The sequence below is a fragment of the Roseateles sp. genome (assembly GCF_036404855.1).
In the GTDB taxonomy this organism is placed as follows: Bacteria; Pseudomonadota; Gammaproteobacteria; order Burkholderiales; family Burkholderiaceae_C; genus Pelomonas.
Genome location: NZ_DASWYS010000071.1, coordinates 1 through 22,330, shown reverse-complemented (window position 1 = coordinate 22,330; position 22,330 = coordinate 1). Strand labels below are relative to the sequence as shown.

The 22,330-nt window shown below is 68.0% G+C and carries 19 protein-coding genes; 4 read left to right on the top strand and 15 right to left on the bottom strand.

Going from position 1 to position 22,330, the window contains the following annotated elements:
- Nucleotides 1-10: 10 nt before the first annotated feature.
- The 14 genes from VGF12_RS05000 to VGF12_RS04935 form a co-directional block, all read right to left on the bottom strand.
- The gene (locus VGF12_RS05000; RefSeq protein ID WP_331174945.1) at nucleotides 11-3,802 is read right to left on the bottom strand and encodes a nitrate reductase subunit alpha; all 3,792 of its coding nucleotides are present in this window, start codon (nucleotides 3,800-3,802) and stop codon (nucleotides 11-13) included.
- An 11-nt stretch (nucleotides 3,803-3,813) separates the two neighbouring features.
- Nucleotides 3,814-5,151, bottom strand: a complete 1,338-nt coding sequence (locus VGF12_RS04995; RefSeq protein ID WP_331174944.1) for an MFS transporter — start codon at nucleotides 5,149-5,151, stop codon at nucleotides 3,814-3,816.
- A 112-nt stretch (nucleotides 5,152-5,263) separates the two neighbouring features.
- Entirely contained in the window at nucleotides 5,264-6,877 is a 1,614-nt protein-coding gene (locus VGF12_RS04990; RefSeq protein ID WP_331174943.1) for an antiporter, read from the bottom strand.
- Between the two features lie 54 nt (nucleotides 6,878-6,931).
- The gene (locus VGF12_RS04985; RefSeq protein ID WP_331174942.1) at nucleotides 6,932-8,182 is read right to left on the bottom strand and encodes a nitrate/nitrite transporter; all 1,251 of its coding nucleotides are present in this window, start codon (nucleotides 8,180-8,182) and stop codon (nucleotides 6,932-6,934) included.
- A 232-nt stretch (nucleotides 8,183-8,414) separates the two neighbouring features.
- Entirely contained in the window at nucleotides 8,415-9,071 is a 657-nt protein-coding gene (locus tag VGF12_RS04980) for a response regulator (protein ID WP_331174941.1), read from the bottom strand.
- Entirely contained in the window at nucleotides 9,068-10,924 is a 1,857-nt protein-coding gene (locus VGF12_RS04975) for a type IV pili methyl-accepting chemotaxis transducer N-terminal domain-containing protein (RefSeq protein WP_331174940.1), read from the bottom strand. Before VGF12_RS04975 ends, VGF12_RS04980 begins: the two co-directional genes overlap by 4 nt.
- Nucleotides 10,925-11,048: 124 nt before the next feature.
- On the bottom strand, nucleotides 11,049-11,270 hold the full coding sequence (locus VGF12_RS04970; protein ID WP_331174939.1) for a DUF3079 domain-containing protein: 222 nt from the start codon (nucleotides 11,268-11,270) through the stop codon (nucleotides 11,049-11,051).
- A 9-nt stretch (nucleotides 11,271-11,279) separates the two neighbouring features.
- Nucleotides 11,280-11,918, bottom strand: coding sequence for a hypothetical protein (locus tag VGF12_RS04965; RefSeq protein WP_331174938.1), 639 nt, complete (start codon nucleotides 11,916-11,918; stop codon nucleotides 11,280-11,282).
- Nucleotides 11,919-11,935: 17 nt separating this feature from the next.
- The gene (locus VGF12_RS04960) at nucleotides 11,936-13,126 is read right to left on the bottom strand and encodes an NnrS family protein (RefSeq protein ID WP_331174937.1); all 1,191 of its coding nucleotides are present in this window, start codon (nucleotides 13,124-13,126) and stop codon (nucleotides 11,936-11,938) included.
- Nucleotides 13,104-14,153, bottom strand: coding sequence for a hypothetical protein (locus VGF12_RS04955; protein WP_331174936.1), 1,050 nt, complete (start codon nucleotides 14,151-14,153; stop codon nucleotides 13,104-13,106). The genes VGF12_RS04960 and VGF12_RS04955 overlap by 23 nt, the downstream gene beginning before the upstream one ends.
- Nucleotides 14,154-14,225: 72 nt before the next feature.
- Complete coding sequence (locus VGF12_RS04950; RefSeq protein WP_331174935.1) at nucleotides 14,226-14,558, bottom strand: metal-sulfur cluster assembly factor; 333 nt, start codon at nucleotides 14,556-14,558, stop codon at nucleotides 14,226-14,228.
- A complete protein-coding gene (locus VGF12_RS04945; protein WP_331174934.1) occupies nucleotides 14,555-15,010 on the bottom strand; it encodes an Rrf2 family transcriptional regulator in 456 nt (151 codons plus the stop codon). Before VGF12_RS04945 ends, VGF12_RS04950 begins: the two co-directional genes overlap by 4 nt.
- A gap of 18 nt (nucleotides 15,011-15,028) precedes the next feature.
- Nucleotides 15,029-17,305 carry a nitric-oxide reductase large subunit gene (locus VGF12_RS04940; protein ID WP_331174933.1) on the bottom strand — a complete coding sequence of 759 codons (2,277 nt, stop codon included), beginning with the start codon at nucleotides 17,303-17,305 and terminating at the stop codon, nucleotides 15,029-15,031.
- 34 nt (nucleotides 17,306-17,339) lie between these two features.
- Complete coding sequence (locus VGF12_RS04935; RefSeq protein WP_331174932.1) at nucleotides 17,340-17,627, bottom strand: DUF2249 domain-containing protein; 288 nt, start codon at nucleotides 17,625-17,627, stop codon at nucleotides 17,340-17,342.
- A 186-nt stretch (nucleotides 17,628-17,813) separates the two neighbouring features.
- On the opposite strand from VGF12_RS04935, the gene ttcA reads away from it, so the two are divergent.
- The 4 genes from ttcA to VGF12_RS04915 all read left to right on the top strand — a co-directional run bounded on the left by ttcA (nucleotide 17,814) and on the right by VGF12_RS04915 (nucleotide 21,389).
- On the top strand, nucleotides 17,814-18,746 hold the full coding sequence (gene ttcA, locus VGF12_RS04930; protein WP_414710001.1) for a tRNA 2-thiocytidine(32) synthetase TtcA: 933 nt from the start codon (nucleotides 17,814-17,816) through the stop codon (nucleotides 18,744-18,746).
- A 62-nt stretch (nucleotides 18,747-18,808) separates the two neighbouring features.
- Nucleotides 18,809-19,432 (top strand): DUF4136 domain-containing protein, encoded by a 624-nt coding sequence (locus tag VGF12_RS04925; protein ID WP_331174931.1) that lies wholly within the window; start codon nucleotides 18,809-18,811, stop codon nucleotides 19,430-19,432.
- A 65-nt stretch (nucleotides 19,433-19,497) separates the two neighbouring features.
- On the top strand, nucleotides 19,498-20,877 hold the full coding sequence (gene glmU, locus VGF12_RS04920; RefSeq protein WP_331174930.1) for a bifunctional UDP-N-acetylglucosamine diphosphorylase/glucosamine-1-phosphate N-acetyltransferase GlmU: 1,380 nt from the start codon (nucleotides 19,498-19,500) through the stop codon (nucleotides 20,875-20,877).
- 83 nt (nucleotides 20,878-20,960) lie between these two features.
- The gene (locus tag VGF12_RS04915) at nucleotides 20,961-21,389 is read left to right on the top strand and encodes a hypothetical protein (protein WP_331174929.1); all 429 of its coding nucleotides are present in this window, start codon (nucleotides 20,961-20,963) and stop codon (nucleotides 21,387-21,389) included.
- Nucleotides 21,390-21,452: 63 nt separating this feature from the next.
- On the opposite strand, the gene VGF12_RS04910 is transcribed toward VGF12_RS04915, so the two are convergent.
- A partial coding sequence (locus VGF12_RS04910; protein ID WP_331174928.1) for a BON domain-containing protein occupies nucleotides 21,453-22,330 on the bottom strand: 878 nt, incomplete at its 5' end.

Sequence of the window (22,330 nt, the reverse complement as noted above, 5' to 3'; positions counted from 1 at the left end):
TCCTCGCGATTCAGGGGTTTTCGCCTTGCGACTGGTAGGCCGCGGCGAGGTGGTCGTCACGCGGCGTGTCGAGCCAGTCCACCTTGTTCATCTTGCGCACCACGACGAACTCGTCCCGATTGGTGCCGATGGTTCCGTAGTAGTTGAAGCCGTAGCTGTACTGGGCGTAGCCACCGATCATGTGGGTCGGCTTCGTGACGATGCGCGTCACCGAGTTGTGGATGCCGCCGCGCACGCCGGTGATCTCACTGCCGGGCGTGTTGATGATCTTTTCCTGCGCGTGGTACATCAGCGTCATGCCGGGATTCACGCGCTGGCTGACGACCGCACGGGCCGCAATCGCGCCATTGACGTTGAACAGCTCCACCCAGTCGTTGTCCTCGATCCCAGCGCGCTTGGCGTCGTCCTCGCTGAGCCAGATGACCGGACCGCCGCGGTTGAGCGTCAGCATCAGCAGGTTGTCGCTGTAGGTGCTGTGGATGCCCCACTTCTGGTGCGGCGTGATGAAGTTCAGCACGATCTCGCGGTTGCCGTTGGGCTTGATGCCCTGGATCTCCCCGGTGGTTTTCAAGTCCACCGGCGGGCGATAGCTCGTGAAGCCTTCGCCAAAGGCGCGCATCCATGGGTGGTCCTGGTAGAACTGCTGGCGACCGGTCAGCGTGCGCCATGGGATCAGTTCGTGCACGTTGGTGTAGCCGGCGTTGTAGGACACCTTCTCGCTCTCCAGACCGCTCCAAGTCGGAGAGCTGATGATCTTGCGCGGCTGCGCCTGGATGTCGCGGTAGCGGATCTTCTCGTCCTCGCGGTGCAGCGCCAGGTGCTCGTGCTCGCGGCCGGTGAACTTGGACAGCGCCTCCCAGGCCTTGACCGCAACGTGGCCATTGGTCTCTGGCGCCAGCTGCAGGATGACTTCGCAGGCATCGATGTCGCTGACGATGCGCGCCCGGCCAGCGCTGTTCACGCCGTTGAGCTCACCCAGCTGTTCGACCTCGGTCTTGGTGTCCCAGCCGATGCCCTTGCCGCCGTTGCCCAGCTTCTCCAGCAAGGGCCCCAGCGACGTAAAGCGCTCATAGGTGGCCGGATAGTCACGTTCGACGACGGCGATGTTGGGCGCCGTCTTGCCGGGGATCAGCTCGCATTCGCCCTTCTTCCAGTCCTTCACACCAAAGGGCTGGGCCAGTTCAGCCGGCGTGTCGTGCATCAGCGGCGACATGACGACTTCCTTCTCCACGCCCAGGTGGCCGATGCAGACCCGGCTGAAGGCCTTGGCAAAGCCCTTGTAGATCTCCCAGTCGGAGCGCGACTGCCAGACCGGGTCCACGGCCGCAGACAGCGGGTGGATGAAGGGGTGCATGTCGCTGGTATTGAGGTCGTTCTTCTCGTACCAGCTGGCCGTGGGCAGCACGATGTCCGAGTAGAGGCAGGTCGTGCTCATGCGGAAGTCCAGCGTCACGAGCAGGTCCAGCTTGCCCTGCGGTGCCTGCGCATGCCAGCGCACCTCGCGCGGCTTGGCGTCGTCGACGCCCAGGTCCTTGCCCTGAACGCCGTTCTCGGTGCCCAGCAGATGCTTGCAGAAGTACTCGTGGCCCTTGCCGCTGGAGCCCAGCAGGTTGGAGCGCCACACGAACATGTTGCGCGGCCAATTCTGCGGCGCGTCGGGGTCCTCGCAGCTCATCTGCAGCGAGCCGTCCCGCAGGCCCTGCACGACGTAGTCCTTGGGCGCCATGCCGGCACCGGCGGCATCGCGGGCGACCTGCAACGGGTTGGTCTTGAGCTGCGGTGCGCTGGGCAGCCAGCCCATGCGTTCAGCGCGCACGTTGCAGTCGATCATGCTGCCATTGAACTCGGCGCGCTCCGCTGCCGTGGCCAGTGGCGACAGCACCTCGCCCACGCCCAGTTTCTCGTAGCGCCATTGATCGGTGTGGGCGTAGAAGAAGCTGGTGCTGTTTTGCTGGCGCGGCGGACGCACCCAGTCCAGTGCGAAGGCAAGCGCCGTCCAGCCGGTCTGCGGACGCAGCTTCTCCTGGCCCACGTAGTGCGCCCAGCCGCCACCGCTCTGACCGATGCAGCCGCACATCATCAGTAGGTTGATGACACCGCGGTAGTTCATGTCGCAGTGGTACCAGTGGTTCATCGCGGCGCCGATGATGATCATCGACTTGCCGTGGGTCTTGTGCGCGTTCTCGGCGAACTCGCGCGCCACGCGGATGACCTGGGCGCGCGGCACGCCGGTGATGGCCTCCTGCCAGGCCGGCGTGTAGGGGGCGTTGTCGTCGTAGTCGCGGGCACCGCTGCCGAAGCCGCGATCGATGCCGTACTGCGCCGCCTGCAGGTCGAAGACGGTGGCAACCAGCGCCTCGCCGTCCTGCGTCTTCAGTCGCGTGGCCGGCACGCGGGCGCAGTGGCTGACGCCGTCCTGCTGCGGGTTGGGCGTGAAGTGCTCGCTGGCGCTGCCGGCGAAGTAGGGGAAGGCCACGTCGGCGATCTCATGCGCCTGCTCGCCATCCTCCACCAGCGAGAGCTTGAGCTTCACGTTGCCGTCGGCCTGGGCTTCCTTGGCCTCGAGGTTCCACTTGCCGGCGTCGTCGCGCCCTTCCGCGCCCCAGCGGAAACCGATGGAACCGTTGGGCAGCACGAGGCGGCCCGTGGCGTCGTAGGCCAGCGTCTTCCACTCGGGGTTGTTGCTCTGGCCCATCTGTCCCTGCAGATCGCTGGCGCGCAGGTAGCGCGTCGGCACGCGGGCCTTGCGGCCGTCGGGCAGCGTCTGCTCCTCCAGCAGCACCAGCAACGGCAGGTCGGTATAGCGGCGTGCGTAGTCGTCGAAATAGGCGCTGCGCTGCTTGAAGTAGAACTCGTTGAGGGCCACGTGACCCATGGCCATCGCGAGCGCCGCGTCGGTGCCCTGCTTGGGGTGCAGCCACAGGTCGGCCAGCTTGGCGACCTCGGAATAGTCGGGCGTCACCGCAACCGTTTTCGCACCCTTGTAGCGCACCTCGGTGAAGAAGTGGGCGTCCGGCGTGCGCGTCTGCGGCACGTTGCTGCCCCAGGCGATGATGTAGTTCGAGTTGTACCAGTCCGCCGACTCGGGCACGTCGGTCTGCTCGCCCCAGATCTGCGGGCTGGCCGGCGGCAGGTCGCAGTACCAGTCGTAGAAGCTCATGCAGACGCCGCCGATGAGGCTGAGATACCGGCTGCCGGCGGCGTAGCTGACCATGGACATCGCCGGGATGGGCGAGAAGCCGATGACCCGGTCCGGGCCGTGCTGCTTGATCGTGTAGACGTTGGCCGCGGCAATCAGCTCGTTGACCTCGTCCCAGGTCGATCGCACGAAGCCGCCCATGCCGCGCACTTGTTGATAGTCGCGTCGGGCCGACTCGTCACTCTGGATCAGCGCCCACGCGTCAACGGGGCTCTTGGCCACCGCCAGCGCCTCGCGCCAGCGCTTGAGCAGCCGGCCGCGCACCATGGGGTACTTCACGCGGTTGGCGCTGTAGAGGTACCAGCTGTAGCTTGCGCCGCGGGCGCAGCCGCGCGGCTCGTGGTTGGGCAGGTCGGCGCGCGTACGCGGGTAGTCGGTCTGCTGGGTTTCCCAGGTGACGATGCCGCCCTTGACGTAGATCTTCCACGAGCAGGAGCCAGTGCAGTTCACGCCGTGCGTGCTGCGCACGATCTTGTCGTGTGCCCAGCGGTTGCGGTAGGCATCCTCCCAGGTGCGATCCTCGCCGGTGCTCACGCCGTGGCCGCCGGCGAAAACTTCCTTCGGCAGCTGGAAGGCGGTCAGTCGATCCAGAAAGTGGGACATCGAATTCTCCGTTAACAGGACAGGGGGGCGCTGCGCCGGCCGTAGCACCACCAACAGATGGCCATGCAGCTCAGGTAGAACGCCAAGAAGCAATAGAGCGCGGCCTCGGGGCCGCCGGCAAGCGTGATAGCGCTGCCGAAACTCTTGGGGATGAAAAAGCCGCCATAGGCCCCGACGGCCGAGCACAGACCCAGCGCGGCGGCGCCCTGCGCCTGAGCCTCACGCAGCGAACCGTGGCCACGCTGGGCTTCGCGCAGGAAGCCCAGCGGCACCATGCGGAAGGTGCTGCCATTGGCGATGCCGGCGGCAATGAAGAGCAGCATGAAGCTGGCGGCAAACAGCCACGCGCCGCCGTCCCGACCCAGGCTAGCCAGCACGCCGATGACGCCAAGCGCCAGGCCGCCGAAGCAGGCCAGGCTGACGCGCGCGCCGCCGAAGTCGTCGGCCACCCAGCCGCCCAGCGGCCGCACCATCGCGCCCAGCAGCGGGCCCAGCCACACCAGCTGCTGCGCGCCATCGAAGTCGGGGAACTGGCTGCGCAGCAGCAGCGGGCCGGCTGCTGCGAAGCCGATGAAGCTGCCGAAGCTGCCAAGGTAGAGCCAGCTCATCAGCCAGCTGTGGCGATGAGAGAAGAGCTGCGCCTGCTCCGTCATGCCGACGCCGGTCGAAGGCAGGTCGTTCATGCCGAACCACGCGGCCAGGGAGCTGGCGGCGATCAGCGGCAGCCAGACCAGGCCGGCATTGGCCAGCCACTGGCCGTCACCCTGGGCCGGCAGGCCGAAGAGGTCCAGCGCGATGACGACCGGCACGGCCCACTGCACGAGGCTCACGCCCAGGTGCGCGAGGCCCGCACCCACGCCGAGTGCCATGCCCTGCTCTCGCGCCGGGAAGCAGGCGCTGATGTGGGCCATGCCACTGGCGAAGTTGGCGCCGCCCAGCCCGCACAGCAACGCCAGCACGACCATCCATTCATAGGGTGTGGCGGGGTCCTGCACGGCCAGCGCAATGCCGGCCGTCGGCAACAGCAGGCTGGCGGTGGAGAACGTCGTCCAGCGCCGCCCACCCACCCAGCGCACGGCAAAGCCGTAGAAGACGCGCAGCGTCGCGCCGCACAGGGCCGGCAATGCGCTGAGCCAGAACAGCTGGTTCGTGGTGTAGCGGAAGCCCGCCGACGGCAGGTACACGACCAGCACCGACCACAGCATCCACACCGAGAACGACAGCGCCAACGCGGGAATCGCGACACCGAGGTTGCGCAGCGCCACCGCACGCCCCTGCTCACCCCAGAAGAGGGGATCCTCCGGGTTCCAGGGCAGTGGCAGTGACAGTGGCTTGGACACGAGGCTCATGCTCCGTCGCGGCGCTGTCGCCGACCATCCATCGCCGGTCGGGTGGGACAGGCGCGGAAGGACGAGGCTGGGCAGCATCGGCATCGTTCTTTCGGACGAGGCGGGCGAGGGATCAGGGGTTGCGGACTTCCGCACCGCGGCGCAGATAGAACCACCAGTTCAGCACCAGGCAGACCGCGTAGAAGGCGGCGAAGCCGTACATGGCGTACTGCGGCGTGCCGGCCTTGATCTGGTCGCCGATCACGATGGGCGCGATGAAGGCGCCGTAGGCAGCCACTGCCGAGGTCCATCCCAGCACGGGCCCGGCCTGGGTGCGATCGAACAGGACGCCGATGGTCCGGAACGTGCTGCCGTTGCCGATGCCGCTCGCTGCGAACAGCAGGATGAACAGCCCAAGGAAGGCCGGGAAGTACTGCTCCGGCGTCGCCGAGCCGTATGCCTGCATCATCACGTAGCCCACCGCCACCGACGCGGCCACCATGACGGCCGAGATCACTTGCGTGACGATGGAGCCGCCGATCTTGTCGGAGATCCAGCCGCCGATGGGCCGCACCGCGGCACCGACGAAGGGACCGATCCAGGCGTAAGCCAGCACGGTGGGGGCGTTCGGGTTGTGGGCACTGTGCTGCATGACCCCGTTGGCGTCGGGCACGTGGCTGACGCCGAAGATCACCTTCATGGCCAGCGGCAGGGCCATCGAGAATCCGATGAAGGAACCGAACGTGACGATGTACAGCGCCGTCAGGCTCCAGGTGTGCTTGTTGCGGAAGATCGCGAACTGCTTGGCGATGTTGTCCTTCATCGTGCCGAAGGCGGCCAGCTTCATGATCAGCAGCGCGGCAACGATGTCCAGCGGGATCGCCACCCACATGCTGATCAGACCGAGGCCGGTGGGCTTGGGCAGATAGAGGTACAGGCCCAGGATGGACGGGATGAAGGCCAGCGTGTAGAGCCAGACGATCTTCGCGAAGGCGGCGACTGGCGAGCCGGTGGAGGGCGACACCGCCTTCAGATTGTTCATGCCGAACCAGCACAGCGCGGCCAGCGGCACCAGCGACAGCACCCACGCGAAGCCAGCGTTCTGAATCCAGGTCGGCGTGCCGGCGGCGATCTTGCCGAAGATCCACCCGCTGTCCTTCAGCAGAATCTCGGGCGCGCCGCCGAAAGCGCCGAACACGCCCACCGTCATCACCAGCGGGATGACGATCTGCATCGTCGTCACGCCGAAGTTGCCCAGGCCTGCGTTCAGGCCCAGTGCCGTGCCCTGCAGCCGCTTGGGGAAGAAGGTGCTGATGTTGGACATCGACGACGCGAAGTTGCCGCCACCCACGCCACACCACAGCGCCATCAGCTGGAAGGCCCACAGCGGCCAATCCTTGTGCTGCAGCACGATGCCGGTGCCGATGGCAGGCGCCAGCAGCATCGCCGTGGTCAGAAAGATGGTGTTGCGACCGCCCGAGAGGCGGATCAGAAACGACGCTGGAATGCGCATCGTCGCGCCGGCGATGCCGGCAATGGCGGTCAGCGTGAACAGTTCGGCCTGGCTGAACGGGAAGCCCAAGTTCAGCATCTGCACGGTGATGATGCCCCACATGCCCCAGACGGCGAAACCGCACAGCAGGGCCGGGATGGAGATCCAGAGGTTGCGGTAGGCAATGCGCTTGCCGGTGGACTCCCAGAAGGCCGCTTCTTCCGGGCGCCAGTCCGCGATGTCGTTCTTGCTCATGTGTTGTCCTCGAAGGTCAGAAATCCGGGCCGAGCACCGGACCGGGCCGGGGCTTCAGGCGTGGGCGCCATGACCCATGACGTCGGTGCGGCGCACCTCGGTCCAGTACATCCAGATCAGCGAGACCCAGACGACGCCGTACATCAACATGAAGGCGCTCGAACGCACGCCCGTCAAGTCGAGCAAGGCGCCGAAGAGGATGGGCAAGATGAAGCCACCGAGGCCACCGGCCAGACCCACGATGCCGCTGATGGCGCCAATGTTCTGCGGGTAGTCGTCGCTGATGTACTTGAAGACCGACGCCTTGCCGAAAGCCCACGCCACGCCCAGCACGGCCATCAGCCCGGTGAAGGCGTAGACATTGAGGCCGAGGTGGAAGGTCCTGGCGCCATCGAGCGTCATGACGGTGAAATCGGTCTGCGGATAGCTGAGCAGGAACAGGCAGATCCAGCTCACCCACATGACCCACCAGGTCACCTTGTGAGCGCCGAACTTGTCCGAGAGCACCCCCCCGATGGCGCGCAACACCCCGCCGGGCAGGCTGAAGCAGGCTGCCAGCAGCGCCGCGACGCGGATGTCCAGTCCGAACTCGCCGACGTAGTACTGCACCATCCACAGCGCCAGCGCAACGTAACCACCGAAGACGATGCTGTAGTACTGGCAGTACTTCAGAACGCGCGGATCCTTCAGCGCCTTGAGCTGGTCGCGGAAGCTGGCGTTGCTGGTGACGAGATGCTTAGGATCACTGTGGCTGAACAGCCAGAACAGCACGACGGTGCCGGCCATGATGGCCGCATAGACCTGAGGCACCATGGTCCAGCCGAAGCTGACGAGCAGCACCGGAGCGACGAACTTGTTGACGGCCGAGCCCGAGTTGCCGGCGCCGTAGACACCCATGGCCATGCCCTGGCGGCTCTTGGGGAACCAGCGCGCGACGTAGGGCGTGCCGACCGAGAAGGATCCGCCCGCGAGGCCAACGAAGAGGCCGATGGCGAGGAAGTGCCAGTACTGTGTCGCATAGGCCATCAGCCAGATGGCCGGCACGGTCGCCAGCATCAGCAGCGCCATGACGATGCGGCCGCCGTAGCGATCCGTCCAGATGCCCAGCGGCACGCGCACCAGCGATCCGGTCAGCACGGGCATGGCCGTCAGCAAACCGAACTCGGTGGCATTGAGTCCAAGCTGCTTCTTGATCGGGATGCCGATGACGCCGAACATCATCCACACCATGAAACAGACCGTGAAGGCCAGTGTGCTGACGATCAGCACCGACCAGGCCCTGCGGTCGACGGGGACTGCGCTCATGCAGATTCCTCCTCAGTGACGATGAGGTCACTGTCCCGCGCAGGCGCCGCGCCGCACATTCACCTGAGGATCAGCATGGCACCGCCCGCTGGGATGACGGCGGCGGGGCGGGCCTCCTCCTAAAGAACTAGGTCTTGAGCTTGCAACGATGAGAGCCTCTGCGGCACCCGGATGGGACCGGGGCGACACGAAGCGCCGGGCCCAACGCTCGCACCGTTGTCCGTCGCAGAGCCTAGGCCCGCTGCTGCGTCACCAGTACCGCCGCCTGAACACGTGAATCCAGGTCCAGCTTGCGCAGCAGGTGTTGCACGTGGATCTTTACGGTCGTCTCGGCGATGCCCAGCTCGCGGGCGATCTGCTTGTTGGAATCGCCTCGGGCGATCAGCTCGACGATTTCTCGCTCGCGAGGCGACAGCATGCCCAGCGGGTCGGGCGGCGGTGGCGCGGCCGCGTCGGCCTCGTGGCGAAAGGCTGTCGCCAGCTTGCCGGCCATCTCTGCGCTGAAACTGGAGACGCCACGCGCAGCGCGCTCAATGGCCTGCGTCAGCTCCTGGTTGTCCGCCGTCTTCAGCAGGTACCCACAGGCGCCTGCCCGCAGCGCTGCGCCGAGGTCGGACTCCGACTCGCTCATCGTGAGCATCAGCACCTGCGCCCCGGGCGCGGCGGCCTTCAGCGCCGGCAGGGCCTGTACGCCGGTGACGCCGGGAAGATGGTTGTCCAGCAGGATGACCTGCGGCCGCAGCTCCGCGGCCAGGCGCTCGGCCGCACCGGCGTCGCCCGCCTCGCCGACGACCTGCAGCTGCGCCTGGGTCGCCAACAGCGCGATCAGGCCGCGGCGGAACAAGGTGTGGTCGTCGACGACGAGCACGCGGATGGGTTCAGCGCTCATGGGTTCACCGCTTCGGATTCGGGCATTGAGATGCGCACCAGCGTCCCCCGCCCCGGTTGGGACTCGAGCGCCACCGCAGCGCCCACCTTGGCTGCGCGCTCGCGCATGATGCGCAGGCCCACGTGGCTGTCGTCGGGCGCATCAGCGGCCGGGTCGAAGCCGCGGCCATCGTCGCGCACGTCGATCTGCCAGTGCGGCTGGTGTGTCAGGCGCACCTGCACCTGGCGGGCCTGTGCATGCTTGCGCACATTGGCCAGCGCCTCCTGCACGACGTGCAGCAACTGCACCTGCACGTCCGCCGGCAGCGGCGCGCCGTGGCCGTCAACCTCCAGCTCGGCAGACACGCCGCTTTGAAGCCGGAACTTCTGCAGCGTCTGCTGCAGTGCGGGCAGCAGGTCGTCGCAGTCGGTGCGGGTGCGGAAGTGCATCAGCAGCGCCCGCACGTCAGCCGTGCACTCCTTCAAGCCCAGCGCCAACTCGTCGACAAGGCGCCCGGCCGCTTCGGCCTTGCCGCCCTGCTGGGCGTCTTTCAGCAGCTGCAGCTGGATCTTCATGAAAGCCAGACTCTGCGCGATGGAGTCGTGCAACTCGCGCGCCAGCATGCTGCGCTCCTCGGCGACAGCCGCCTCGCGCTGCAGCGCGGCGCTGCGCAGGCCGTCCATGGCACTGGCCAGATGGCTGGCCAGGCTGTCCAGCAGCTCCCGGTCCGCCTTGGTGGGTCGCGGCACGTCGCGGAACAGCAGGTCAACTTCGCCCATCACGCGGCCCTGCACCGTCAGCCCCACCGACGTCACGGCGACGAAACCGGCCCTGGCGCAGTGCGATGCTGGTAGCGCCTCGGAGGCGATGGGGATCACGCGCGCCTGTGAGGCCGGGGTGCCGCAGTGGCAGTCGCCAGGTGCCACGCAGCGCTCGGCCTCCAGCATTGCAGGCGGCAAGCCCTGGGCGGCCAGCAGCACCATGCGCTGCTGGCTGGGGTCCAGCCAGCGTAGCGCCACAGCGTCGGCACCGGCCGCCTGGCGCATGCGTTCCGCGAACCCGACCGCCAGGTCGCGCGGCGACGATGCACCCGCGGCAAAGGCCGTCGCCTCGTAGAGCGTGGCCAAGCGTTGCTGCTCCAGGCGCAGGTCGACTGTCTTGGCACGCACCTCGTCTTCCATGCCACGATAGACCGACTCGAGCCGCTGTGCCATGCGGTTGAAGCCACGTGCCAGGTCGCCGAACTCGTCTTGCGACTCCTCGGCCACGCGGGCGCCCAGCGTGCCACGCTCCAGCGCTTGCAGACCCAGGCGCAGGCGATCGACCGGCGCGAACACGACCAGGTGCGAGGCATACAGAAAGATCATGGCCGCCGCGATCGCCATTCCCACCAGGGCCAACTGGACGCTGGACAGGAGCGAGCTCCAGCTCGCCATGCGCGCCTCAATGGCGTTCACGAGGACGTCGATGTGCGTCACCAGCGCCTCGGCCTGAGCGTCCGTCGGCACGGGCAGGCCATCGGACGAGGCCCTCTTGAGCTGCTGCCATGCCTCGCGCACTCCACGGTAGGCCAGCACGGTCGGCTCATCGCGGGGCAGAAAAAGCGGCCGCGCGGGATCGCCGTCCACTAGCAGCTGCAAGGAAGCGTCGTAAGCCCGCACCAGGGTCCGCAACGGCTCGCCAGCCTCCTGGTGGACGAGGCGCCAGGTCTGCATGCGCAGCCGCCCCGCCTCATTGACTGCTGCCGCACCGCCTTCCAGCTGCCATCCGATCCACAGCGTCAGCCCGATCGAGGCCAGCGCAATGCACAGTAGGGCCGCACCCAGGATGCCGACCTTGGTGGCGAGACGCGCGCGACTCCAGCCCTTGCTCAATTGATTGGTCTCCGTGCTGCGCAATCCTGGCGAGCGCGCCTGAGGCGGCCCGCGGCACTCATGCGACGCATTCTGGGCAGCGCGCACCGCACAGGCCTTGACATCGCGCAAGGTTCGCAGCGAATCACTCCGTTAGCGTCGGCGGCGGGCCGGGTAGTTGTGCCGCATCGGCTGCCGGCGCGGCGTCCAGCCCCCAGCTCATCCAGTCTTCACCGAACAGCTCGCTGGGGTGCGGCGTGGCGACCGAACCATTGCCGCAGCGCAGCGCATCGGACGGACAGTAGCGGTCGCAGCCCCAGCAGACGCGCCCCGGGTTGGCGGGCATGATCGGGAACTTCTTGCTCATCCGCCCCTCCTACGCCGCCACCGGCACGCTGCGCAACCGCTGCACAGGCCGCACCATGAAGACGGCACCGTCGCGGCCTCGCTCCAGCAACAGCGTGCGCACCCGCGCCTGCCACAGCGCACCCAGCTCGGCCTCCTGCTGTGCCGTCGTCTTGCCGGCCGACAGCAGCGCAACGAGGCGGTCCAGCTCCGCTGGCATGGGCAACGACGCCGTGTCGACCCCCACGTCCACCGCGGCGTGGGTGTCCAGCCGCGTGAAGCGCAACGCCATCATCAAGTCGGGCTTGGTCCGGATGAGTCCGGCACGGCTGAACCGCCCGCCCAGCCCCTTGAAGCCGGAGCTGCCCGCCGCGCCGGTGAGCATCTGCACCACCGTCGCGATGACGCCGGTACCACCTGAACGCGCGTCGTCACGGAACTCCACCTTGATGCCGCCGCGCTGCGGCAGGCTGTCCGGGTAGAGGTGCTCCAGCGCGAGCCATGTGAGCCAGTAGGCCGACGCGACAGCCACGCAGGCATGGCCCGTCAGCCTCACGGCGTCGGCAAAGTCATACTCGAGAACACCGTCCTCGGCGCAGCCCAACACGCGGGCCAGCGGGTCCTGCACGCGCAGGCGGGGAACGTCGTCGAAGTAGCGGGGCAGAATCATCCTGAGCTTTCCTGAGGTCAACCCGGGCGGCCGTCGACGCGAGGGCGGGACAGCACGGGCCAGTAGCGCACGGCATAGAGGCCGAAGCCTGCCGACCAGAGCAGCGCCGAGACGAGCGCTGCATGAACGATCTGGGCGGGCGCGACGAGCGGCAAGATCACGCGCACCGCGGCAGCGGAAGCGACCATGAGATAGCAGGCAACCTCGTAGCGGTCGGCCTGCAATGGTCGGCCGGTGTGGCCCCGCGCCGTACGCGTCATCATGCCGATGACGAGGCCGCCGACGGCGCCCACCGTCAGCGCATGCGTGGCCAGCGACGGCATCAGCCAGCCGAGCTCGGCCGCGCCGCGCAGCATCAGGTGCAGTGGCACCCACAGGTAGGCCAGGTGCAGCACCCAAACCAGCGGCACGCGCAGCGTGCGCCAGGGCTGCCACAGCACCCAGCGCCAGGCCTGGGCCACCCCCGCTGCCAGCGCGAGGGTCGCCAGCGGACCGCCCTGCAGGCCCGCAGCGTCGGCCACCAGCACGGCCAGCACACCGCCAAGGGCAGCCTTTTCGACCCCGGGGCGGCGGGTTGCAGCGGCCCCCGGCACGCCGTTGTTCGTGAACATCGGGATGACGCGCCCGCCCATGACGGCGAGGATGAAGAGCACCACATCCAGCGCCACCGGAATGCCCAGCCCGCGGGGCACCGTGACGACGCCGAGTTGGGCCAGGTGCACGAAACCTGCGGCGGCGGCCAGCAGCACCAACAGGCCAATGAAGAAGTAGTTGCGGCGATTGCGCGACTTCACGAACGGCACTGCCAGCGCCAACGCGGCGGCCAGCGGGAAGGCGACGTTGGCGACGGCGGCGGCCACGCCCCATGGCGTCAGCACCAGCACACGGGCCACCACCCACAACGCGGCCAACACGCCGAGCCGCCAACCGGTGGGCGTGGGCAGATTGGTCCAGTTGCGACCGGCGGTGAACAGGAAGCCAACGATGACGGCCAGCGTGAAGCCGAACAGCATCTCGTGGGCATGCCAGACCGGACCGGCCAGGTAGGCATGGCCCAAAAGCCCCGCGTACTGCAACGCCCACAGTGGCACGGACAGCGCCGCGAACACGCTGGCCAGCAGGTAGAACGGCCGGAAGCCGAGCGCGAACAGCGCAAAGCCCGCAGGGCCGCGCCGAGGAGGTTCTTCAATTGCCAGCAGGGGCTTCATGTCGTGGTTTCCGTTGAGACGGCGCATGCTGGATACGCCAGGCGATGGCCGACGCGCCCAGCGTGAGCGCGAACGCCGCGATGGCCAGCGCGTTACCGGCAGCACCCGCAGCCGTCAGCCGGGGGTCGAGATAGCCGCCCAGCAGCCGCAGCGCCAGCGACACATGCAGCAGCATCAGCGGCAGGTAGAAAGGCCAGCCGAACGCCACCTTGACGCGAGCGACTGCAGGCAGGATGACCGGCGCATGGCCCAACACCATGCTGAAGACGAAACCCAGCGCCAGCCCGTGCAGGGCCGCGTCGCGCCAGGGCAGGCCCAGGGCGGTGGCGCCCCAGGCCAGGCCGGCGGCAAACAACCATGCATAGCCCGTGAGCAGGCACAGGGCCATGTAGCGGCTCAGGCCGGCGGCGCGGACGGTGCGGCGCGCGATGTCGAATACCGCGAGCCAGGCGGCCAGCGCCGCCAGCGAGAGCCCGTAGAGCAGGCCTCCCCAGCCAGCTGCGAAACCGGACAGCAGCGCGCCGCAGGCCGCTGCGGCCAGGATGCCCAGCAGCGCCGGGCCGGCGCCGACGTGGCGTCGCATCAGCCGCGTCATCTCCAGCCGCTCAGCGGCAATGGTGAACACCAGGAAGCAAAACCACAGCGGCACCACGGCACCGTCCAGCACCCTCAGCGCATGGGCGACGCTGCCGGCGAACCACGCCAAGGCGCCGGCCAGCAGCAGCCCGGTGTGGGCGGCTGGCTGGCGCCGCACCACCACGAGGTTGACGCCGACGAAGGCCAGCGCGGCAGCCACAGCCAGCCAGGCGGCGGCCTGTGGCGCACCGGCCAGCAGCGCCAAGCCCGCGCCCCCCGACGTCAGCGGTCCGATGAAGGCCACCACATGCTTGAGCGCCACCGCGCGTTCGATGGCGATGACGGTACCCATGAAGACACAGACCATCAGGAAGGCATGACCCGCCACGGCCACGCCTGCCACAGGCAGGGTCACGCCCGCGCGCACCAGGCCGCCCGCGATGCCGGTCACCAGGGAGAGCCCTACCAGGCCCGCAAAGGCCAGTCGCGGAAGCAGTCCCCGAGCGCCGCGCATCGACCGCCCCTACCAACCCATGAAGGCCTTGGCCCGATCGCTCATGCGGTCGGTCGTCCAGGCAGGTTCCCACACCAGCTCGACGGCGATGCGCCGGCCGGGCGGCACGGCGCGGTCGAGTTCCGTGCAGGCGTCGTCGACGATCACGTCAGCCACCGGACAGGCGGCCGAGGTCATGGTCATCAGCACCTGCACGCAGGCCGGCGTCACGGTCACGCCGTACACCAGACCCACGTCGACGATGGACATGGCCACCTCCGGATCCACCACGCGGCGCAGCGCCGCGAGGATGGGCTCCCGAAGCTCATCGGGGCCTTCGTAGGGATAGGGCGAGTCGGTCATTCCACGGTCTCGGCGGGCGCCATGAAGCGTAGCAACTGCACCAGTTGCTGCCGATTGGCCGTGATATCGGCCAGCGTGTAGCGGTCCAGCACGGCGTGGAAGGCCTCCACTGCCTCGCCCAGCACTCCCTTGAGCCGGCACTGGCTGACGATGGCGCAACGGCTGCCCTCCGACGAGAAGCACTCGGCCGGCAAGGCCTGGCCCTCGGTGTCGCGCACCACCTCGCCGACGCGGATCTGCGCAGCCGGTTTCGCCAAAGTCAGGCCGCCCCCCTTGCCGCGCACCGTGGACACCCAGCCTCGCTTGGCCAGATGGTGCACGACCTTGGTCAGGTGATTGACCTTGACGTCATACGCCGCGCAGATCTCGGCCACCGTGGCCCGCCGATCGGGATCGGCGGCCAGGTACATCAGCACGCGCAGGCTGTAGTCGGTGAAGGCGGTGAGGCGCATGCTTTACTTTCCTTGGGTTCAACGGCCGCGAGCGGGCGCCGCGCCTGCCGCAGGCAGGCGGTCTGCCACGCGGCGGCGCAGCAGGCAAAGCGCATACACGGCCAAGAAGACGCTGCCCGCGGCGAACACGATGTCGCCCGGCACGCGCAGCCATACCAGAGTCTCCATCAGCTTGGAGTGGATGACCTCGGGCGAGCGGGCGTACCACAGGCCCTTGGTGATGCTCTCGTAGGCCTGGTAAATGCCGGCCGGCAGCAGCGACATGAAGACCATCATGGCCAGGCCGATGTTCAGGCTCCAGAAGGCAGGCTTGAGGAACTTGTCGGCGTGCAGCGCGCGGTCGTACAGGCCGCGCAGGCAGAACAGCATCAGGCCGATGCCCAGCATCCCATAGACGCCAAACAGCGCCGCGTGCCCGTGGGCCGCCGTCATGTTCAGACCCTGCACGTAGTACAGCGAGGCCGGCGGGTTGATCGCGAAGCCGAGCAGGCCAGCACCGACGGTGTTCCAGAAGCCCACGGCGACGAAGCTCAGGATGACCCACTTGTAGGCGCCCAGCCAGGCGACGTTCTTCGAGCGGCGATAGGTTTGCAGCGCCTCCAGGCCGATCAACGTCAGCGGCACCACTTCGAGCGCCGAGAACACGGCGCCGACGGCGATCACCGAGGTGGGCGTGCCAGTCCAGTACAGGTGGTGCAGCGTGCCCAGGATGCCGCCGAACAGGAAGACGATGGTCTCGGCGACGATGGCACGGTTGGCCGACGCCGGACGCACCAGGCCGAGGTTGGTGAAGATCAGCGCGACGACCGCGGTGGCGAAGACCTCGAAGAAGCCCTCCACCCACAGGTGCACCAGCCACCAGCGCCAGTACTCGACCATCGAATAGTGGGTGTGCTGGCCCCACGTCAGCGAGGTGGCGTAGAAACCGCCGATGCAGGTCGCCGACAGGAAGACCATGGCGATGAGGCCGCGGGTTTCAGAAGGCTTCTTCAGCGCCGGCCACAGTGCACGGCCGAGCAGGAACACCCAGAACAGCAGGCCCACGAACAGCAGGATCTGCCAGAAGCGACCCATGCTGGTGAACTCCAGGCCCTGGTTGCCGAACCAGAAGCTGAAGTCCATGCCGCGATGCTGCAGCGTGCCCAGCCAGCCGGTGATCGTCGAGCCGAGCACGACGACGATGAGAGCCCAGAACAACGCGTCCACGCCGAGCTTCTGAAGCTTGGGTTCGCGGCCCGACAGCAGCGGCGCGACGTAGAGGCCCGTCGCCAGCCAAGCGGTCGCGATCCAGAAGATGCCTATCTGCGTGTGAATGGTGCGGCTGACCGTGTACGGCAGGACCTGCGCCAGCGGAATGCCGAAGAAGGCCTGGCCCTCCACCGCGTAGTGCGCCGTGATGGCGCCCATGGCGATCTGCAGCAGCATCAGGCCGATGACGACGAAGAAGTACTTGCGCGTCGCCTTCATCGACGGGGTCGCCTTGGCGCCCAGCAGCGGGTCGGCCGCGGGCACCTGCGCATCGTCTTCATGGGCGTCGCCCTTGTGCAGCCACAGCATCGCGGCGATGCCGGCCAGCAGCAGCACGACGCTGACCATGGACCACATCGCGGCCGAGGTGCTCATCGTGTTGCCCACCAGCGGCTCGTGCGGCCAGTTGCTGGTGTAGGACAGGCCGGTCTCACCCGGGCGGTCCGTCGTGGCGGCCCAGGCCGACCAGAAGAAGAAGGCCGCCAGCGCCTTGCGATGCTCGGCCACGGGCAGTGCGTCGGCCGTCATTGCGTACTGATCGCGCAGGGTCTCCAGCGCGGGGTCGCTGCCAAACAGGCTGTCATAGTGAGACGCGACCTCGCGGATTGCGTCGGCACGTGCGGCCGTGATGCGCACCTCGCCGCTCGCCTCGTCATAGGTGTTGCGACGCATCTCGTCGCGCACGCCCTGGTCTACCGCGGCGCGCTGCGCGTCGCCCACGGCCAGGCCGCCCTGCTGTTGCTCGGCCATGCGGCGTGCCTTCAGCGCCACCGCCTCGCGGTGCAGCCAGTCGGCCGACCAGTCGGGCGCGACGTAGGCGCCATGTCCCCAGACGGTGCCGAGTTGCTGGCCACCGGCCGACATCCAGGCCTGCTGGCCGAGCTGAATCTGCTCGCCGGTGAACAGCACCTCGCCATCGGCGCTGACCACCCGGTTCGGGATGGGCGGGGCCGAGAGGTAGATCTGCCAGCCCAGGTAGCCCAGGGCACCGAACGACAGGACGAAGATCAGGCCCAGCCAGCGCCAGAGCCTTTTGGTGGATTTCATGGTGTTTCCTTCTCGAATGCTCTTGATGTACGGCTCAGGATCCGCCGCAGGCGCCGCAGCAGCGCCCGTCGCCCTGCCCCACGGGCAGCCGGGCCAGCCGGACGGACCACAGGCCCGGGCCCGCCGGGCCGATGTCCCAGGTGAACTGCCCCGGCAGCACCTTGCGCAGCCCGGCCAGCAGGGGGGTGGGGTCGGCGTCGTCGATCAACTCCGTCGACTCGCCGGGGCCAAGCGCGTGCAGGATCTCGCTCACCCGGCCCGGCCGGGTCTCGCGGGAGATTTCGCGCAGGTCGATCTGAGAGGAACTGGTACTCGGTGCCATGGCGTTTTAAACATGCATTTGCGATGCATGAATATTAGAAGGCGCCCGCGACGTGCCATTTGACGTACATCAAAGTGCCGAAAAAGGCCCTCCGGCGCCCAGGCCGCGTGGTTTGGGACAATGCAGCCTGCCCTCCCCCGACCACGAAGTCGCCATCAGCCCCGAACGGGGCGTGCGTTGAACCCCATGTCCGAAGTCCTCGCCCCCACCGCCACTGCCACGCCCAGCGCCGAAGAGCTCGCGGCCAAGAAGGCCGCGCACGAGATCAACAAGCTCTCCAAACGCCTGCACCGCCAGGTGGGCCAGGCCATCACCGACTTCAACATGATCGAAGACGGCGACAAGGTCATGGTCTGCCTGTCGGGTGGCAAGGACAGCTACGCGATGCTGGACATCCTGCTCAACCTGCAGCAGCGCGCCCCCATCAAGTTCAGCCTGGTCGCCGTCAACCTCGACCAGAAGCAGCCCGGCTTCCCCGAGGAGGTGCTGCCGGCCTATCTGCGCTCGCGTGGCGTGGACTTCCACATCGAGAACCAGGACACCTACTCCATCGTCAAGAAGCTCGTCCCCGAGGGCAAGACGACCTGCAGCCTGTGCTCGCGCCTGCGCCGCGGCATCCTGTATCGCGTGGCCGGCGACCTGGGCGCCACCAAGATCGCGCTCGGCCACCACCGCGACGACATGGTCACGACGCTGTTCCTCAACATGTTCTTCGGCAGCCGCATGAAGGGCATGCCCCCGAAGCTGGTCAGCGACGACGGCAAGAACGTCGTCATCCGCCCGCTGGCCTATGTGAAGGAACCCGACCTCGTGCGCTGGGCCGAGCACCGTGAGTTCCCCATCATCCCGTGCAATCTGTGCGGCAGCCAGGAGAACCTGCAGCGCGTGCAGGTCAAGGCGATGATCAACGAGTGGGAGAAGCGCTATCCGGGGCGCATCGACAACATCTTCACGGCCATGGGCAACATCGTGCCCTCGCACATGATGGACAAGAAGCTCTTCCCGTTCGAGACAATGCGCGCGACGGGCCGGGCCGAGCCCGATGGCGACATCGCCTTCGATGACGATGAAAGCTGCGCGACACCTGCGCCGGCTTCAATCATCACGCTGCAACGCTGATTTACACGGGGGCAATCTAGGCAGGTCAAAATGCCTCCATCCCCCCCCGATGGAGGTGTTCCATGAATCGCCGCCTGATCCTCACCACGCTCGCCGCCGCCTCGGTGGTCGCGCTCGCCGGCTGCGCCGGTCCCTACACCGTCTCCGCCGACGTCTCCAGCTACGGCAACTGGCCGGCCGACCGCAAGCCGGGCACCTATGCCTTCGACCGCCTGCCCTCGCAGCAGCAGAGCGAGGAAGCCACCAAGCGCCAGGCTTCGCTGGAGGACGCCGCCAAGGCCGGCCTGGAAAAGGCAGGCTTCAGGCCTGCCGCCGACGCGAAGAGCGCCGACATCCTCGTCACCCTTGGCGCACGCATCACCGCCTATGACCCCGTGCCGTGGGACGACCCGCTGTGGTGGCGCTGGCGTGGCCGACTGTTCTCGCCGCGATATGGCTACGCCACCGGCTGGGGCGGCTGGGGGTGGCGCCAGGACCCCTTCTTCGACCGCCGCTACGACCGCGCCGTGGCGCTGCTGATCCGCGACCGAGCGACCGGCGAGGCCCTGTTCGAGACCCATGCCAGCAACGAAGGCATGTCCATCGGCAGTGATGCCCTCATCGGCAGCCTCTTCGACGCCGCCCTGGCCGAGTTCCCCAAAGTCGACCCGAAGTCGCACCGCGTGTCGGTACAGGTCACGCGCTAGCGGCGGCCCCGGGCACTGCCTGCCCATAATCGCGACTTCGTCAAAACGCAGTCGCAAGGGCAGGCATGGCGCTCAACATCGTGATCATGGCGGCGGGCAAGGGCACCCGCATGAAGTCCGCAACGCCCAAGGTGTTGCACAAGCTCGCTGGCCGCTCGCTGCTGGCCCATGTGCTGAAGAGCTGCGAACCGCTCGCGGCCCAGGCGCGGATCGTCATCACCGGCCACGGCGCCGACCAGGTCGAGGCGGCCGTGCAGGCAACCGACCTCGCATTTGTGCGCCAGATGCCTCAACTGGGCACCGGCCACGCCATCCAGCAGGTCGTGCCGGCGCTGCAGGGCGAAGGCACGACACTGATCCTCAATGGCGACGTCCCCCTCATCGAGACAGCCACCGCCAAGGCCCTCATCGACGCCTGCGCCGGCCACGCCCTCGTGCTGCTGACGGTCGACCTCGCAGATCCCACCGGCTACGGCCGCATCATCCGGGACCCTGACGACGACGGCGTGCTGGCCATCGTCGAGCACAAGGATGCCACGCCCGAGCAGCGCCTCATCCACGAGGGCTACAGCGGCATGATGGCCGCCCCCACTGGCGCGCTCAAGCGCTGGGTGGGCCAGCTGAGCAACGACAACGCGCAGGGCGAGTACTACCTGACCGACATCGTCGCCATGGCCGTCGCCGAGGGCCTGCCGGTGCTCGGCATCAAGGCCCACAGCGAGATCGAAGTGCTGGGCGTCAACGACCCGGTGCAGTTGGCGCAGCTGGAGCGCGCCTTCCAGGCCCGCCAGGCCGAGCACCTGATGCGCGCCGGCGTGCGCCTGGCCGACCCGGCCCGCTTCGACCTGCGCGGCACGCTGACCCACGGCCAGGACGTGGAGATTGACGTGAACTGCGTTTTCGAAGGCCAGGTGGAGTTGGGCGATGGCGTTCGCGTCGGCGCCAACTGTGTGATCCGCAATGCCCGCATCGCCGCCGGCGCGCGCATCCATGAGTTCACCCACATCGACGGAGAGGCCGCCGGCGCCAGCATCGGCGAAGGTGCGCTGATTGGGCCGTTCGCCCGCCTTCGGCCCGGCGCGCAGCTGGGCGCCGAGGTGCATATCGGCAACTTCGTCGAGGTCAAGAACTCCACGCTGGCCAAGGGTGCCAAGGCCAACCACCTCGCCTACCTGGGCGATGCCACGGTGGGCGAGCGGGTCAACTATGGCGCCGGTGCCATCACGGCCAACTACGACGGCGCCAACAAGCACCGCACCACCATCGCCGACGACGTGCACGTGGGCTCCAACTGCGTGCTCGTCGCCCCGGTCACGCTGGGCAAGGGCGCCACCATCGGTGGAGGCTCGACGATCACCAAAGATGTCAACCCTGGCGACCTCGCCGTGGCGCGGGGCAAACAGGTGGCCCTGCCCGGGTGGACCCGCCCGACCAAGAAACGTTGAATTGGCCGTTTCCCGTGACTTTGTTCCTGAGATCACCCCGTGAGGCCGTTAGGATGCAACCCTGCCCTAATGCCGCAGTACCCATGGCTCACGAACTCGACTTTGCCGCGCTCTCGCTTGACGATGCCGTCCCGGCTGACCTGGGCGCGTTTGAGATCACCGAGGCCCGCCGAAGCCACGACGAACAGGATGCTCGCCATCGCGCGCTGGAACTGAAGGCGCAGGCCTGCGACAACGCCGCCGACGCCTGCTGGTACCTGGCCCGCAGCCTCGGCGCCGCCCGCGACCTGCCCCAGAACGGCGAAGCAAGCCTGGAGCTGCTGTTCCAGCTCATCGGCGCGCTGGCTGACCTCCCGGGTGACATCGCCGCCGCACCGCTCCCCGAGATCGTCGGCGGCCGCGACGACGGCATCACCGAACTCTGTCTGCAGCTCGAGGCTGCACGCGAAGTGACCGAGGACGCGCTGATCGAGGCCGAACTGGCCCCGACCCGCACCCAGCATTGCCACTGAACGCTCCCCACAAATCAAAAGCGCCCCACAGGGCGCTTTTTTCATTGCGGCGTGGCGTCTTCCTCAGCCGCCGCTTCCCACGGCCTTGTCCAGCAACGCCATGGGCGGCAGCGTCAGCCGGTTGTCCACCGCCTTGACGCCCGTCGTGGACGCGGCCACTACCGTGGCGCGGTCCCGGGCCTGGACGTCGGGAGCCTGACCTTCGAGCCTCACGACGCCGTGATCGGTACTGACAGCGATGGGCACGGCAGACAGCGACGCATCCGCCGCCAGGGCCAGACGCACCTTCACCGTGATGCCGCTGTCCTCAGGGTCGGGCGTGGCCGGAGGCGTCTGCTGGGCCACCGGCGGAATGACCGGCGTGGCCTGAGACGGGACAACCGGCGTGGCCTCAGGCGGAGCGACCGGCGTGGCCTGAGGCGGTACCACTGTCGGGGCCTGTGTCACTACCGGCGGCGCGAGCGGCTGCAGGGCCGGCTCCCGCAACTGGGCAGGCGGCGGCGAGGCCTGGGCCAGCACCTCGGGCTGAGGCGCCAGCGTCTTGGGCACCGGCGCCGGCGTCGGGGCAGCGCGCACGACGTTCGCGGGCGGTTCGGCCTTGGGCGCCACGGCCACGGCGACCGGCGGTTCGGCGACGGGCGGTGGTGCCGTCACGGCCGGCGCGGGCTCGGACGCGGCCACATCAGGTCCGGCGGCGGAAGGCGCGGCTTGCAACTGCGCATCCTCCGCAGAGGGGCTGGCCTGTCCCACGACGGCCGCTGGCGGAACGGCTTCCGGGCTGGACAGGTTGCGCGACATCACGACGGCAAGGCCGACCAGCACGATGCCCACACCCGCGCCCACCACCCACGACGTGGCGCCGGAGCGTGGTGCGGGTGTTGCGGTGCGTGCCGGCGCTTCGGTGGCCGGCGTGCGCATCACGGGCGGCACGGCAGAGGCGA